We start from the raw sequence: 13,691 nt of genomic DNA, 5'->3' as shown, positions 1-13,691 counted from the left end.
TCACACTGCCTTTGTGTAATCGGGCTCGTAGGAGCAAATGGCGTCCACCTTGGCGGCGGAGGATGATGTTTCGTCGAAGTGGTGGCCCAGCCATTCGTCCACCAGTTTCTTGGCCAGTTCCAAGCCAATCACCCGCTGTCCCATAGTCAGGACCTGGGCGTTGTTGCTCAGGACCGAGCGCTCAACGGAGTAGCTGTCGTGCGCGGTGACGGCCCGGATTCCGGGAACTTTGTTGGCCGCGATGGCCACGCCAAGGCCCGTGCCGCAGATCAAGAGGGCACGGTCTGCTTCGCCCTCGGCAACTTTGCGCGCCGCGTCCACGGCAACGTGCGGGTACGCCGTGGAGTCGTTGGCGCCGACGCCCACGTCGGTGACGGACGCCACCCGGGGATCGGCTTCAAGCAACGCCACGAGCGCTTGCTTGTATTCGACGCCAGCTTCGTCATTGCCGACGATGATCCGCCAGCCCTCTGATGCGCTCATGCTTGAACTCCGTTTCCTGCCGGGGACGCCAGTTGTGAATCGATGTGTTGTGAGATCCTCGCCGTGATCAGCCCGAAGGAGAACGCGCCGGGATCAGGGTGGCCGAGACTCTTCTCTGCGAGCGGACGGGCCCTGCCCTTGAGCGGACGCAACCGCGCCGTCCCAGCTGCCGCGGACTCGGCCGCCGCAGCGGCAGCCGCGAGCGCCCGGTCAACCGGAGCTCCGGCGTCGAACTCTGTGAGGAACGCGTCCCGGAACGGCAGCAGCGCGTCCACCATGGTCTTGTCGCCAGGTTCGGCTTTGCCGAGTTCGGTGATCGCTGAAACGAACGCCGTGACGGCGGCCGCCGCGTCTTCGCCGGAGTAGCCCGCTTTGTTGCCGAGCGCCTGTCCGGCCGCAATGATCGCCGAACCCCACAATGCGCCCGAGGTACCGCCGGCGCGTTCGCTCCAGGCCTCCCCTGCCGCCGCCAGGATCCGGCCGACCGAGGCTCCGCTTGCCGTTTCGGCGGCGGCGAAGGCCGCTTCAACGCCGCGTCGCATGCCGATGCCGTGGTCGCCGTCGCCGGCAATCGCGTCCAGCTTGCCGAGTTCTTCTTCATGCTCGACGACGACGTCCCGCACCTGGGCGAGCACGGCTACGGCCTGTCGGCCGAGTCCGGCAGCAGCCGCGGTGGGCTGCTCGACGTCGCACTCGTCCACCGCGGTGACGCTCGCTTGGTTGCGGGGCGGGCGGGGCGCGAGGTTGCCCTTGCGGAACGCCGGGGTGTCCGCGGGTGCTGCCCAATACTGTTCGAGCTCCTCGTCCAGCCACAGGAGCGTCAGCGAAAGACCGGACATGTCCAGGCTTGTCACGAGCTCGCCGCACTCGGGCTCGACCACCGTGAGTCCTGCCTTGCTGAGGAGCTTTTCGATCTTGCCGAAGAGCAGGAAGAGTTCGTCGTACTTGACGGTGCCGAGGCCGTTGACGATGGCCACCACGCGCTTTCCGGCGTCGTCCGGTTTGTCGTTGAGGAGCTTGGAGACGAGCAATTCGGCGAGCTCGGAAGCGGTGGGCATTTTGTGCTCGGAAATCCCCGGCTCACCGTGGATGCCCAGGCCGAGGGACATCTGGCCCGCCGGAACGTGGAACAGCGGATCCGAGGCGCCCGGAAGGGTGCAACCGTCGAAGGCCACCCCCAGGGAGCGCGTGCGGTAGTTCGTCTTGATGGCCAAGCGCTCGACGGCGTCGAGGTCCAGTCCCGCTTCGGCCGCGGCGCCGGCGATCTTGAAGACCGTGAGGTCGCCCGCGATCCCCCGGCGCTTTTCGATCTGGTCCAGCGCTGCGCTGGCGATGTCGTCGGTAACAGTCACGGTGCGGGTCTCGATGCCTTCGGCATTGAGGCGCAACTGGGCCTGGCCGAAATGGAGCACGTCGCCGGCGTAGTTGCCATAACTGAGCAAGACGCCGCCTCCGGCGTTGGCTGCTTTGGCCACGCGGTAGACCTGGCCGGCCGCCGGGGAAGCGAACATGTTGCCGCAAGCCGAGGCGGTTGCCAGGCCCGGCCCGACCAGACCGGCGAAAGCAGGGTAGTGTCCCGAGCCGCCGCCCACTACAAGAGCGACTTGTCCGGTGGGGACTTCGGTGGAACGGACCACTCCGCCGTCCACTCGGGCAACATAGCCGCGGTTGGCGGCGACGAATCCGTCCAGCGCATCGTCCGCGAAGTCTGCGGGGTTATCGAAAATCCTTGTCATGGTTCTAGACGCCAGCCAGCTGGGAGGATGCGGAGTGGGCGGAGCCGGAAGGCTGCTGCCGGCCCTGGGCGACTTGGCTCTGGCCGAGGATGTAGTTCTCCGTCTTCGGAAGAACATGTCGTCGGAGATATTTCTGGTTGCTCGCCGTGACGCTGAGCCCGTCGCCGCCGTAGTGCTCGGTGCACAGGATGCCTTGGAAACCCACCGAGAGCGCGAGTTTGAAGGCCTCGCGGTAGTTGATGAGGCCGCTCTCCATCGGTGCGGGCATGGTGATGTAGCTGTCACGGGCTGCGTCTTCGTCGCGGATGTAGTTCTTCATGTGCCAGTAGTTGGAGTACGGGAGGGTCTTGGCCACCATCTCGCGCCAGTCCTCGATGGGACGGTGGAGGCGGATGAGGTTGCCGAGGTCCGGGTTGAGGCCTACGTTGTCCAGCCCGATGTCCTGGACCAGTTGGACCGAGGAATCAGCCGTGCCGAGGTAGGTGTCCTCGTACATTTCCAAGGACAGGAGGACACCGACTTCTGCGGCGTGCTCGCCGAGTTCCCGCAAGCGTGCGACGGCGTTGCCCCAGGCCTCCTTGTCCCCCACCGGATCCTTGTAGCCTTCCACCGTCCAGAACCACAGCTGCTTTTGCTGCTCTGCGGTGATGGCCTGATGGAGTCCGAACGAGACCACCTCGCAGCCCAATTCGGCTGCCGCGTCGATGGTCCGGTGGCTGTACGCCAGGTTCTCAGCCCAGTCGCGGGCGTGGATGATGCTGCGGCGGATGGCCGAGATGACCGGGATGCCAATACCTACGTGCTCCGCGGTCTGTTTGAACTCGGCGAGGCGTTCCTTGCTGAGGTCTCCCGGACGGACCCAGCTGTCCGTGAGGTCCGCGTTGGCAATTCCTGCGTCTTTGACTTCCTGCAGGACCTCGGCCCAAGCGGCAGCATCGGCGTCGTTGATGTGCTGTCCCGTGGCGTCCGTGCCGGGGAACTGCAGCAGGGCCGCGGTGATGGGCCAGGTTTCGGCGGTGTAAGCCATAGTTTTCACTCCTTCGTGGAATCCTGTTTCCTATAGGATTTACTATCCGAGCAAGGCTGTCAACATATTTATTCGGACTTCCGCAGGCCGGCCCCGGCTTTCCGCACCCTTACCCCGCGTCATCGAAGATCCTATATGTCTTACATATGTTTGTGAAGAGGGTCACGAGGTATCGAGTTCGCAACGCACACAAAAGGCCCGCCGTTAGACGGGTCTTGAGGGTCTGGCGGCGTCGGGTCGCCGTCTTGGATCGCCGTCGGACTCGGCCTGGGGCGGCAGGAGAACAAGTCAGCGGGCGTCAGCGATGCCGTCCGGCGACGTCTTACTCAGCAGGTGCGTCGGCAATAGCCCGGGCCCGGACCTTGTGCACATGGTCGGCCATGGCGGCCGCGGCCTGTTCCGGGTCACCGCTCGCCAGCGCGTCGAGCACTACTTGGTGCTCCGCGATGGCCTGGTCAGCGTCGGTGATGCCCACTCCCCCGAACAGCCGGAACCGCTGGACTTGGCCGCCCAGCGCGGTGTAGGCGGCAAGCATGAATTGGTTGCCGGACTGCTCGGCGATCAGCTTATGGAAGCGCTCATCGGCCTCGAGATAGTCCCGGAATTCCATGAAAGACGGGCCTCGGGGAGCCGTCTCCAGGTCCTTCACGGCCGCTCGCAAATCCGCCAATCCGTCAGGAGTGATCCGGCTGCACGCCAGACGGGCATTCACGGGCTCAATCGCGAGCCGGGCCTCCATGAGCTCGGCAAAATCTTCGCGCGTGAAAACCGGGGCTACCCTGTAACCCTTGAGGGCAACCCGGCGAACCATGCCTGTGTGCTCCAGCCTCGCCAGCGCTTCGCGCACAGGGGTCGGGGACACATCCAGTTCCCGCGCCGTACCGTCGATGCTGACCGCGGCTCCCGGTTCGAGCCGGCCGTCCATGAGCCACGCGAGAAGTTCCTCGTAGACGTGGTCGGCGAGAACCTGGCGGCTGACGGGTCGGCCGGGCGCGCGGTCCCGTGAGGAAGCGAGTTTCATAGACAAATCCTATAGGAATGGTCTGTTTGTGGCGGCTTCGGACGCTCTGCGCCAGCCCGGAAATCCGGCAGGAGGGGGCCCGCGAGGGGGTTAAACCGCGACGGCGGCACCTTTCGCAGGTGCCGCCGTCGCGGTTCGGGGGTTCTAGTTGGCGTAGAACGGGTAGTCGGTGTACCCCTTGGCGCCTTCACCGTAGAACGTGGACGGATCCGGCTCGTTGAGCGGGAGGCCTTCACGCCACCTGCGCGCAAGGTCCGGGTTGGCGATGGCCGGGCGGCCGACCACGACGGCGTCGGCGTGACCGTCGGCCACGAGCGCCAGGGCTTCTTCCCGCGTGGTCACTACACCGAAGCCGGTGTTCACGAGGAACGTGCCGTTGAACCGCTCGCGCAGATCCTGCACGAGTTCACCCTTGGGCTCATGGTGGAGGATGCTGAGGTAGGCGAGGTTGAGCGAGGCGATGGTGTCAACCAGGACTTCATAGGTGGCGCGGACATCGGCGGGGTCGGTCTCAGCAATCCCCTGGACCGAATGCTCCGGGGAAATCCGGATGCCGACCCGGTTGGCGCCCAAGGCTTCAACCACCGCGTTGACGGTCTCGATCACGAAACGCGCACGGTTTTCCGGAGAACCGCCGTAGCTGTCAGTGCGGACGTTGGTGTTCGGTGCCAGGAATTCGTGTAGCAGGTAGCCATTCGCCGAGTGCAGCTCGACGCCGTCGAATCCTGCCTCGATGGCGTTCCGGGATGCCGTGACGATTTCCTGAATGACCGAGGGAAGTTCATCGGTGCTCAGTTCGCGGGGCACCGGGTACGGCTTCTTGCCGTTCGGCGTGCGCACTTCACCGTCGATGGCCACGGCACTGGGTGCCACGATCTCGTGACCGCCGGTGATGTCCGCGTGGGAAACGCGGCCGCCGTGCATGACCTGGGCGAAAATCCGACCGCCCTCGGCATGGACAGCGTCCGTCACCTTCTTCCAGCCCGCGATCTGTTCCTCCGTGACGAGGCCGGGCTGCCCCGGGTAGGACTGCCCTGCAGGCGTGGGGTAGGTGCCCTCGCTGACGATCAGCCCGAGGGAAGCACGCTGCCGATAGTGTTCCGCGACCAGCGGGCCGGGAACACCCTCGACGCCCGAACGGAGGCGGGTCAGCGGCGCCATGACCAAGCGGTTGGGAAGTTCAATCTCGCCGAGAGCCAAAGGGGAAAACAACATGGGCAGTGCCTTTCAAACGGGAACAGGTCCACTGGCGGCAACTGCCGCGCGCCTGCAACTATTCCTGTTGAGACGGGGATCACACGACGACGGCGGCGCCCCGCCTTCCGCAGAAAGGTCGAGTGCCGCCGTCGAACGCTGCGTTTTTGCTAGGGGTGCACGATGATCTTTACGGCGGTGTCGTTGTGATTGATCAGGGTGTCGAAGCCCTTGTCCACCAGGTCTTCCAGCGCAATGCGTCCCGTGATGAACGGCTTGAGGTCCACCTTGCCTTCCTGGACCAGTTGGATCGCAGCGGCATGATCTCCGCGATAGGCGATGGTTCCCCGAAGGTCGATCTCCTTGAGCACGATCTTCTGCATATCCACCGTGGCCGGCCTGCCCCAGATGGACACGTTGACCACCACCCCGGCAGGCCTCACGACATCCAGCATCGTGTCCAGGACGGCGTTCACGCCCGCACATTCGAAGGCGGCGTCCGCACCGGCCCCGTCAGTCAATTCCAGTACCCGCGCTTTGACGTCCTCTTCGCTGGGGTCAACGAGGTAGTCTGCAACGCCCGAGGACAGCGCTTTGTCCTTCCGGGCGGCGGAGAGCTCCGTGACGATCGTGGTGACGCCGAGTCCTTTCAGCACCGCCGCGGTCAACAGCCCGATAGGTCCGGCACCCCCGACGACGGCGACCGTACCCGCCGTCAGCTCCGCCCGCGAGACGGCGTGATAGGCCACCGACAAGGGTTCAATGAGTGCGGCTTCGTCCAACGGGATGTCTCCCACTCGGTGGACCCAGCGTGCGTCCACGACGATCTTCTCGCTAAGACCACCGCCTCCTCCTGCGAGGCCGATGAATCCCATCCGGGTGCACAGGTTGTAGTTCCCGGCTTTGCATGGTCCACACTCATCGCACACGAAGTAGGGCTCCACCACCACACCGTCCCCTACCGCTAGGCCTACAACACCGTCGCCCAACTCCTCGACCGTGCCGGAGAACTCGTGCCCCATGGTCACGGGCAAGTCCTCGCCTGCCAGCGGGTGCGGGTGGCCCGCGTGCGGAATGAAGATGGGACCCTCCAGGAATTCGTGCAGGTCTGTTCCGCAGATACCGCACCAGGCAATGCCGATCTTTACCGCGCCGGGCCTGAGGGTGGGTTCGGGAATGTCTTCCACCCGTATGTCCTTTTGACCATGGAATCGTGCAGCTTTCATGGGATACCGCCTTTCAGCGCGTGTGGTGCGATGGCTGGAGTTCGTACACGGGGGTCGGCAGGCCCTCCGCCCTGGCCTTGAGCTGCAGAGCCAGGTAGGTGGAGTAGTGCCGGCTTTGGTGCAGGTTTCCGCCGTGGATCCAGAGGTTCTGCACGTTGGTGGGCTTCCACATGTTGCGCAGTTCCCCTTCCCAGGGGCCCGGGTCCTTGGGTGTGTCGGAACCGAATCCCCAGCATTTCCCGACGGCGTCCGCCACCTCGGGCGAGACGAGGTCGGCGAGCCAGCCGTTCATGGAACCGTACCCGGTGGCGTAAATGATGACGTCGGCTTCCAGTTCCGCACCGTTGTCCATCACGACGGCGTTGCCCGTGATCTTGCTGACTTGTCCGTTCGCGAGCTTCACGCGTCCGTCGATGATCAGCTGGGACGCGCCGACGTCGATGTAGTAGCCGGAGCCGCGTCGCAAGTACTTGAGGAACAGGCCCGAGCCGTCCACTCCAAAATCGAGATCGAAACCGGCTGCCTCAAGCTGGGAGTAGAACTCGGCGTCGCGCTCCGCCATCTGCTGGTAGACCGGGATCTGGGCCTCTGGCAGGATCCGGTACGGCAAGGAAGCGAAGAGAAGGTCGCCCTTCTCGGTGGTGACTCCGTTGGCGAGTGCCTTTTCCGAGTATAGATCGCCGAGTGCCAGGTCCATCAGGGACTCACTGCGGGCGATATGCGTGGACGAGCGCTGGACCATCGTGACATCGGCGCCGTGTTCCCAGAGGTCCGCGCAGATATCGTGGGCCGAGTTGTTCGAGCCAATCACTACGGCTTTCTTGCCCGTCCAGTCTCCCCCGCCCGGGTGCTTGGAGGAATGGTACTGCTGCCCCAGGAAGCTCTCGGCGCCGTCGAACACGGGGACGTTCGGGTAGCCGGAGACGCCCAAGGCGAACACCAGCTGCTTCGGACGCAACGTGACTGGTTCGCCGTCGCGCACGACGCTGACTTCCCACTCTCCGCGGTCCTCGTCCCAGCGGGCGTTGGTGCACTCGGTCTTGGACCAATAGTTCAGTTCCATGATCTGGGTGTAGTGCTCCAGCCAAGCGCCGATCTTGTCCTTGGCCGCGAAGACGGGCCAGTCGTCCGGGAACTTCATGTAGGGCAGGTGGTCGTACCAGACGGGGTCGTGCAGGTGCAGCGACTTGTAGCGGTTGCGCCAAGAGTCGCCCGGGCGCTCGTTCTTCTCGACGATGATGGTGGACACTCCGAGCCTGCGCAGCCGCGCTCCGAGGCCGATCCCCCCTTGGCCACCGCCGATGATGACAGTGTTCGGCTGCTCCTCGTAGCCAAGCTTGGCTTCCCGCTCTTCCTTGAGTTCGAGCCAGGACTTGCGGCCCTTGCTGATGTGGTGGGCCACTCCTTGGTCCCGGTTGGGGCCCTTCTTTTCCTCGAAACCCTTGAGTTCCTGCATGGTGGTGAGAAGGGTCCAGCACTTGCCGTTGCGCAGCCGAAGGTGCGCGTGGCCACGGGCCTGCGCGGTTTCAAAGTCGACCCAGGCTTCCGCGTTGGCGGCATCGCCAGTGGCATCTTCGGCGAGTCTCCAGTTGCTTGGCCGCACGTTCGGGAGCGTGGCGTCGAGCATGCGCTTGATCTCGGGCTTGCCCTCGAGGGTCTTCAAGTTCCACGTGAAGGAGACGAAGTCGCGCCAATACGATTCGTCCTCGAACAGTTCCAGCGCAGCCTCGGTGTTGTTGCTGCGCAGCGCTTCATCGAACTGCGCCAGCCAAGCCTCGGCTATGCCGTTTGCGGTCTCAGGCATTTTCTCCTCTTTCCATCGCTGACGATGAGCCAATTCCCGGTTCCGTGGCAACTGTCCGGTGAGTGACTCGCATCACAAGTAGATGTCTCAGGGGGTTACAATCGGGTGACACGGGCTCTTTTCCTTGTTCCCACGCGGGTGAGGGCCGTTCGATCCAGCAATTCAATGGTGAGTTGGGAGTTTGCGCATGCGTCATGGCCCGAGCGCGCTGATCCCGGATCCGGGACTGCGATTCTCCTCTCCGCTGGAGTACGCCAAGACGCTCCGCACTGCCCACGAAGCTACGTTGTCCGGCGCCCCGCACCCCCTCCTGCCTGCCTCACTCGTGGAGTCTTGGCAGCGGTCCATCGCACTGGGCATCAACCCCGATCGGCACAGCCCGGCCCACCGCCACGAAGTTGCCGAAGCCCGCTCGCTCGGGGCAGGGCACCGCTTGGCCAGCGTGGTTCCGGCGCTCTCGCAGCTACTAGCCGATGAGTCCGCCGCGGGCCGGCACCTGGTGATCGTCACCGACCACTACGGCGAGGTGCTCTGGAGAATCGGCAGCGGTTCCGCACTGCGGCAGGCCGATTCCCTCGAATTCGTTGAGGGCGCCGATTGGTCCGAGGCGGGAGTCGGCACCAACGCCATCAGCGAGTCCCTCATCTCGGGCAACGCCGCCCAACTCTTCTCCGCCGAGCACCTCGTCCGGACCCACCACGATTGGGCGTGCACCGCAGCGCCCATCCGCGACCCCTTCACCGGGGACATTGTCGGGATCCTTGATGTTTCGGGGCCGATCGATTCGGTGACGCCGGACAGCCTGCGGATGGTGCGTTGCGGCGTCCGCCTCGCGGAGGAACTCTTGCGTTCGGAAGGCGCGACGGCGTACCCGGGTCAGCGCGCCGCCGTCGGGCACCCCCGTCCCGGCTCCGCTTCGACGCTGTTCTTGCGGCTGCTCGGCGACAAGCCGACAGCAGAGCTCGACGGCCGCGGTGCGCTCCCGGTGACACTGCGCCGTGCGGAGATCTTGGCGTTGCTCGCTTCCAGGACGCAGGGGTGGAGCGCCGACGAGCTCGCCTATCAGCTGCATGGCGAAGATGGTGCCGCCACGGCCATCCGGACGGAGATGCACCGGATCCGCGCGTTGCTCGGCAATGTGGTGGAGGCGAATCCTTACCGTTTTGCCTCTGGCGTGACAGTGCTGACCGACGCCATGCTGGTCGCCCAGCATTTGCGGGCCGGGCGGGTGCACGATGCAGTGGCCGCCTACTCCGGGCGCATCCTGAACCGTTCAGCGACCATGGCCATAGAGCTGATGCGCGACGAGTTGGACCAGGCCGTCGCCGCGTCGGTTCGGGCAAGCGGCGACGCGGAGCTGATCAGCCGTTGGTGTTCCACGGACATGGGCTCGGACGATTCCGAAGCCGCGATGGCCTTGGCGAGGCTCATGACTCCGGACGATTCACGGTTCCAGCTGGTACGGGCACGAATGGACAGGATCGACAGGGAACTTCGGACGTAGGCACTTCGCTTTAGGGGACGCCCGGGCAGCCTTCGCCCCGCGGATTCACGATGCAGTTGTCGGCGTAGTTGCGCGTGATCGACCTCCAGACGCTCACCTTCTGTGACGGCGACGCAAACTGCCCGGTGCCAGGAATCGGCATGTTCGGGCCACCATTTACGGAATAGGTGCCGCGGAAGGTTGTGGTCACGGATACCTGAAAGTCACCGGCCTGTTGATACACGTGGCTTGTTCTGGTCTTTTGGCCCCATTCCGCCTCCGGGAGCGCCCCGCCTGCAAAAGGTGTTGGCCCGAGGCTGTTGCCGTCCCCGTAGGCGTAGGTGTACTCCACGGGGGTAGCGACTACGTGGACTCGCTGGCCGAGGAGTGTCACATCGAATTGCTGCTCAACGGCGTCCGCGAAGATGTTGGTTTCAGCGCCCTTGAGTGTGTGCGGGCTAGGCTGGGCGGTCAGATCCGCCGGTTTGATCGGAAGGTTGCGGAAGTCGCTGTCAATTCTCTCCGCAATGCGCTGAAAGAGATCCTCTGGCTTTTGGTCGTACAGGCAGGACGGACCGTTGTTACCCGATTTCCAGTCGACCCACGTGGGGTTTGAAATCGCTTTAGGTGCGACCTTCCAAATAACCGGAGTTCCAGACTTTCCACCTGGCTCGCGGGGCGGGCATTGCACCTGTCCGGGAAGGCACTTCTTATCTAAGGCATCCTCGTCAACCTGGCATTGGAGCTCTGCCTTGTATTGGTTGGGGTCGTCGCTGACGTGGTTAGGTGGGGCGGGGACGATTTCGCCGGTTTGGGGGTCACGGATCCAATTCTCAGAACCAACGTTCACGCCGTGTTCCTCGAAGTCGGCGATAATCGGGCTCTCCGCGATCCTTGCCGTCGCTGGGACCGGGCAAAACAGCGTCGCTGAGAACACCAAACCTCCAGCGGAAAGGACGCTCAACCTCCGCATCATTAGCGAATCAGTCCGAGGTCTATAGCCGTCCAACCGTTCGCGTCGAATTTTGTAACCATTTGGCTGGCCCTGTTTGAACCCTTTGTGGGTTCTTGATAGAGAGTCCCATCAGGCTTGTGTATGGCGACAGGCTGGTGGATCACTTGAACTGTGGCATGCTGCGATTCCGCCCCGGGGACGAACTTCGCGCTGACGGACGGCGTCTGGAGAGTCCCGCCGGCTATCCACTTCCCGTCAGCCCAAGCAATCTTGATCGTGTCTTTCAATCCTGTACAGAAAACACAATCTGGGCCCGAGATTCGCTCGACTATTGAGGCGTCCCCAGTCTCATAAGCATACGAAAGCGCCTGGAACCAGTACCTCGCAAACGCCTCCACCCCTTCCTTGCTGTTCGCCTTCGCGGCGTCCGGCAACACGGGAACCGGCACGTTCTCGGCTTTCCCCTTGGCGTCCGCGGGTTTGTAGGCTGCCGTCGGGGTCGGAGAGGGCTTAGCGGTGGCACTTGCGGAAACTGTGGGTGACGCAGACTCCGGCTGGGTAGTGTTCCCACAGGCGGTCAGCGTCAACGCCGCTACCAGGCTGACAATGACGAACAGGCGGTTGCGAGCAGAAAACGAAGTGCGTGGAGTCATGGTTTGCTATCCCCAAATAGTTTTCAAGACTAAACGTTTCCCAAAATGGTAGCTTACTTCCCCATCTTGGCGGGAGAGTTATCCACAGGCTCACCTTCACTACCCCGCATCACTTCACCAGCGCGGCCCAACACAACAAACACAAACCAAAGGCCTCGACGACGGGACCGCGGCCAGGCCGCCCATCCGTCGTCGAGGCCCATGGGGCCTTTGAACTCCCGCCTACTTCTGGGCCGGCAGGACCAACTCCCCCGTTTTATCCGTCGACAAGGCGAGCGAAGAGATGAACTGCGGTTCGCCGTCGGGCCCGTCCTGGGCGGAACGGACCATATCCGGACGCTCGAACTCCAGTCCCGTGACGTGGCACAACAGCTTGGCGTCGCTCGGGTTGCCGTCGGCGTCGAACATGGGCAGATCGATGCCGTCGTCGGAGCGGCGCAGGTAGTACTTCCCGCGAGTCAACAAGGCCAGCGCGGGCGGCAGCACAAGCGCCAGCCCGACGGCGAAGATCGGCGAGTATGGCTGCGCAGCCGAACCGAAAGCGCCGAAGAACACCGCAATCGAGACAACCGCTGACACCAGCATCGAGATGAAACCGACCGGGTTGACGGCGTAAAGCATGCCGCGGCGGAATTCGGGAACCTTGGGCGAAATCTTGAGCAAGTATTTATTGATGGCGATATCGGACGCAACGGTAACCACCCAGGCCATGGCGCAATTCGCGTAGAAGCCAAGGATCGTATTGAGGAATTCGAACATGTTTGCTTCCATCAGCACCAGCGCAATCACCAGGTTGACCACCACAAACACCATGCGCCCCGGGTAACTCTTGGTGATCCGCGTGAAGCTGTTGGTCCACGCGAGCGAGCCGGAGTACGCGTTGGTCACGTTGATCTTGATTTGCGAAATGACCACGAGCACCACGGCCAAAGTCATCGCCAACCACGCCGGCATCATTTCCTGATACACGCCAAGGAACTGGTGCACAGGCTCGTTCGCGTGGACGGATGCGGCCGGATCCAGGTTCGCGATCAGATAGATCGCAATGAACATGCCCACGATCTGCTTGATCGCGCCGAAGATCACCCAGCCCGGGCCAGCCAGGATCACGGCACGCCACCAGGCACTGCGGTTCTCGGCAGTCTTGGGCGGCATGAAGCGCAAGTAGTCAATCTGTTCCGCGATCTGCGCCATGAGTGACAGACAGACACCCGCGGCCAGCATCACGGAGGCCAAGTTGGTGCCCTCCGCTCCGGATTTGCCTGTGAAAGCGAAGAATTCCCCGATGCTGTCCGGGTGCGAAATCACCAAATACCCCACGGGAACCACCATGAGCAGGAGCCACAACGGGGTGGTCCACACCTGCAATTTGGACAAGGCTTTCATCCCGTAAATCACCAAGGGAATGACAATAAGCGTGGACGCCGCATAGCCGAGCCACTGCGGAATCCCCAGCCCAAGTTCCAGGCCTTGCGCCATGATGGAGCCCTCAAGCGCGAAGAAGATGAACGTGAAGGTCGCGAAAATAACGTTCGTGACCACCGAGCCGTAATAGCCGAATCCGGACCCTCGTGTGATGAGGTCAAGGTCGATGTTGTAGCGCGCCGCGTAGTACGCCAGAGGAAATCCGGTGGCGAAAATGACGACGGCCGCCACCACAATTCCGAAAATAGCATTCACGGTGCCATAAGAAATACCGATATTCGCGCCGATAGAGAAATCAGCCAAATAGGCGATTCCACCGAGCGCACTCGTCGCGACCACGCCCGCACCCCACTTGCGGGAGGACCGTGGTGCGAACCTGAGCGTGTAGTCCTCCAGGCTCTCCTTTGCTGCGCTCATCGCATCGGCATTGCCCGCCGTACGGCTCCCGGTCGCTAGCGCGTCGGAAGGTTCGACGACGGCGACCCCCTCCGGTGAGCGGCCTGCCGCCGGGGGTTCAAGCACTTGAGTTGTCTTCGAATCGTCAGTCATCCCCGCAACTTCCTTTGTCTGGACATGTTTCCCCTCTGAACATGGCCTTGACGCTATCGGCGGGATGAAACTACGGAGTCTCCACGATGTTTCCGCGCTGTAACTTATCCAGCGAGCCGGCCGCCAAGATTGCAG

General features: G+C 63.3%; 11 protein-coding genes. 1 reads left to right on the top strand and 10 read right to left on the bottom strand.

The features are described from left to right. The 7 genes from AB4074_RS09000 to AB4074_RS08970 form a co-directional block, all read right to left on the bottom strand. Positions 1-483: a ribose-5-phosphate isomerase gene (locus AB4074_RS09000; protein ID WP_441413078.1), complete on the bottom strand. Its 483-nt coding sequence runs from the start codon at positions 481-483 to the stop codon at positions 1-3. Then, on the bottom strand, positions 480-2,219 hold the full coding sequence (dhaL, locus tag AB4074_RS08995; RefSeq protein WP_441413077.1) for a dihydroxyacetone kinase subunit DhaL: 1,740 nt from the start codon (positions 2,217-2,219) through the stop codon (positions 480-482). Before dhaL ends, AB4074_RS09000 begins: the two co-directional genes overlap by 4 nt. Before the next feature lie 4 nt (positions 2,220-2,223). Continuing rightward, positions 2,224-3,246, bottom strand: a complete 1,023-nt coding sequence (locus AB4074_RS08990; protein ID WP_441413076.1) for a sugar phosphate isomerase/epimerase family protein — start codon at positions 3,244-3,246, stop codon at positions 2,224-2,226. A 322-nt stretch (positions 3,247-3,568) separates the two neighbouring features. Then, positions 3,569-4,267, bottom strand: coding sequence for a GntR family transcriptional regulator (locus tag AB4074_RS08985; RefSeq protein WP_441413075.1), 699 nt, complete (start codon positions 4,265-4,267; stop codon positions 3,569-3,571). Between the two features lie 144 nt (positions 4,268-4,411). Beyond that, entirely contained in the window at positions 4,412-5,482 is a 1,071-nt protein-coding gene (locus tag AB4074_RS08980) for an alkene reductase (RefSeq protein ID WP_441413074.1), read from the bottom strand. Between the two features lie 149 nt (positions 5,483-5,631). Then, positions 5,632-6,687 carry a 2,3-butanediol dehydrogenase gene (locus AB4074_RS08975; RefSeq protein WP_441413073.1) on the bottom strand — a complete coding sequence of 352 codons (1,056 nt, stop codon included), beginning with the start codon at positions 6,685-6,687 and terminating at the stop codon, positions 5,632-5,634. Positions 6,688-6,700: 13 nt separating this feature from the next. Continuing rightward, a complete protein-coding gene (locus AB4074_RS08970; RefSeq protein WP_441413072.1) occupies positions 6,701-8,491 on the bottom strand; it encodes an NAD(P)-binding domain-containing protein in 1,791 nt (596 codons plus the stop codon). Positions 8,492-8,678: 187 nt separating this feature from the next. On the opposite strand from AB4074_RS08970, the gene AB4074_RS08965 reads away from it, so the two are divergent. Next, on the top strand, positions 8,679-9,995 hold the full coding sequence (locus tag AB4074_RS08965) for a transcriptional regulator (protein ID WP_441413071.1): 1,317 nt from the start codon (positions 8,679-8,681) through the stop codon (positions 9,993-9,995). 10 nt (positions 9,996-10,005) lie between these two features. Here the strand turns inward: AB4074_RS08965 and AB4074_RS08960 are convergent, their stop codons facing one another. The 3 genes from AB4074_RS08960 to AB4074_RS08950 form a co-directional block, all read right to left on the bottom strand. Next, positions 10,006-10,824: a hypothetical protein gene (locus AB4074_RS08960; RefSeq protein ID WP_441413070.1), complete on the bottom strand. Its 819-nt coding sequence runs from the start codon at positions 10,822-10,824 to the stop codon at positions 10,006-10,008. A 125-nt stretch (positions 10,825-10,949) separates the two neighbouring features. Next, positions 10,950-11,582 carry a DUF6318 family protein gene (locus AB4074_RS08955; protein WP_441413069.1) on the bottom strand — a complete coding sequence of 211 codons (633 nt, stop codon included), beginning with the start codon at positions 11,580-11,582 and terminating at the stop codon, positions 10,950-10,952. 222 nt (positions 11,583-11,804) lie between these two features. Further along, the gene (locus AB4074_RS08950; RefSeq protein WP_441413068.1) at positions 11,805-13,556 is read right to left on the bottom strand and encodes a purine-cytosine permease family protein; all 1,752 of its coding nucleotides are present in this window, start codon (positions 13,554-13,556) and stop codon (positions 11,805-11,807) included. Positions 13,557-13,691: the final 135 nt, after the last annotated feature.

The organism is Arthrobacter sp. 2MCAF14 (assembly GCF_052115645.1).
Classification (GTDB): domain Bacteria; phylum Actinomycetota; class Actinomycetes; order Actinomycetales; family Micrococcaceae; genus Arthrobacter.
This window is presented reverse-complemented; position numbering and strand designations above follow the sequence as displayed.

What these genes read in the sequence shown, in the direction of transcription:
- AB4074_RS09000 (WP_441413078.1), bottom strand. Translation starts at nt 483, where the DNA reads ATGAGCGCATCAGAGGGCTGGCGGATCATCGTCGGCAATGACGAAGCT.
- dhaL (WP_441413077.1), bottom strand. Translation starts at nt 2,219, where the DNA reads ATGACAAGGATTTTCGATAACCCCGCAGACTTCGCGGACGATGCGCTG.
- AB4074_RS08990 (WP_441413076.1), bottom strand. Translation starts at nt 3,246, where the DNA reads ATGGCTTACACCGCCGAAACCTGGCCCATCACCGCGGCCCTGCTGCAG.
- AB4074_RS08985 (WP_441413075.1), bottom strand. Translation starts at nt 4,267, where the DNA reads ATGAAACTCGCTTCCTCACGGGACCGCGCGCCCGGCCGACCCGTCAGC.
- AB4074_RS08980 (WP_441413074.1), bottom strand. Translation starts at nt 5,482, where the DNA reads ATGTTGTTTTCCCCTTTGGCTCTCGGCGAGATTGAACTTCCCAACCGC.
- AB4074_RS08975 (WP_441413073.1), bottom strand. Translation starts at nt 6,687, where the DNA reads ATGAAAGCTGCACGATTCCATGGTCAAAAGGACATACGGGTGGAAGAC.
- AB4074_RS08970 (WP_441413072.1), bottom strand. Translation starts at nt 8,491, where the DNA reads ATGCCTGAGACCGCAAACGGCATAGCCGAGGCTTGGCTGGCGCAGTTC.
- AB4074_RS08965 (WP_441413071.1), top strand. Translation starts at nt 8,679, where the DNA reads ATGCGTCATGGCCCGAGCGCGCTGATCCCGGATCCGGGACTGCGATTC.
- AB4074_RS08955 (WP_441413069.1), bottom strand. Translation starts at nt 11,582, where the DNA reads ATGACTCCACGCACTTCGTTTTCTGCTCGCAACCGCCTGTTCGTCATT.
- AB4074_RS08950 (WP_441413068.1), bottom strand. Translation starts at nt 13,556, where the DNA reads ATGACTGACGATTCGAAGACAACTCAAGTGCTTGAACCCCCGGCGGCA.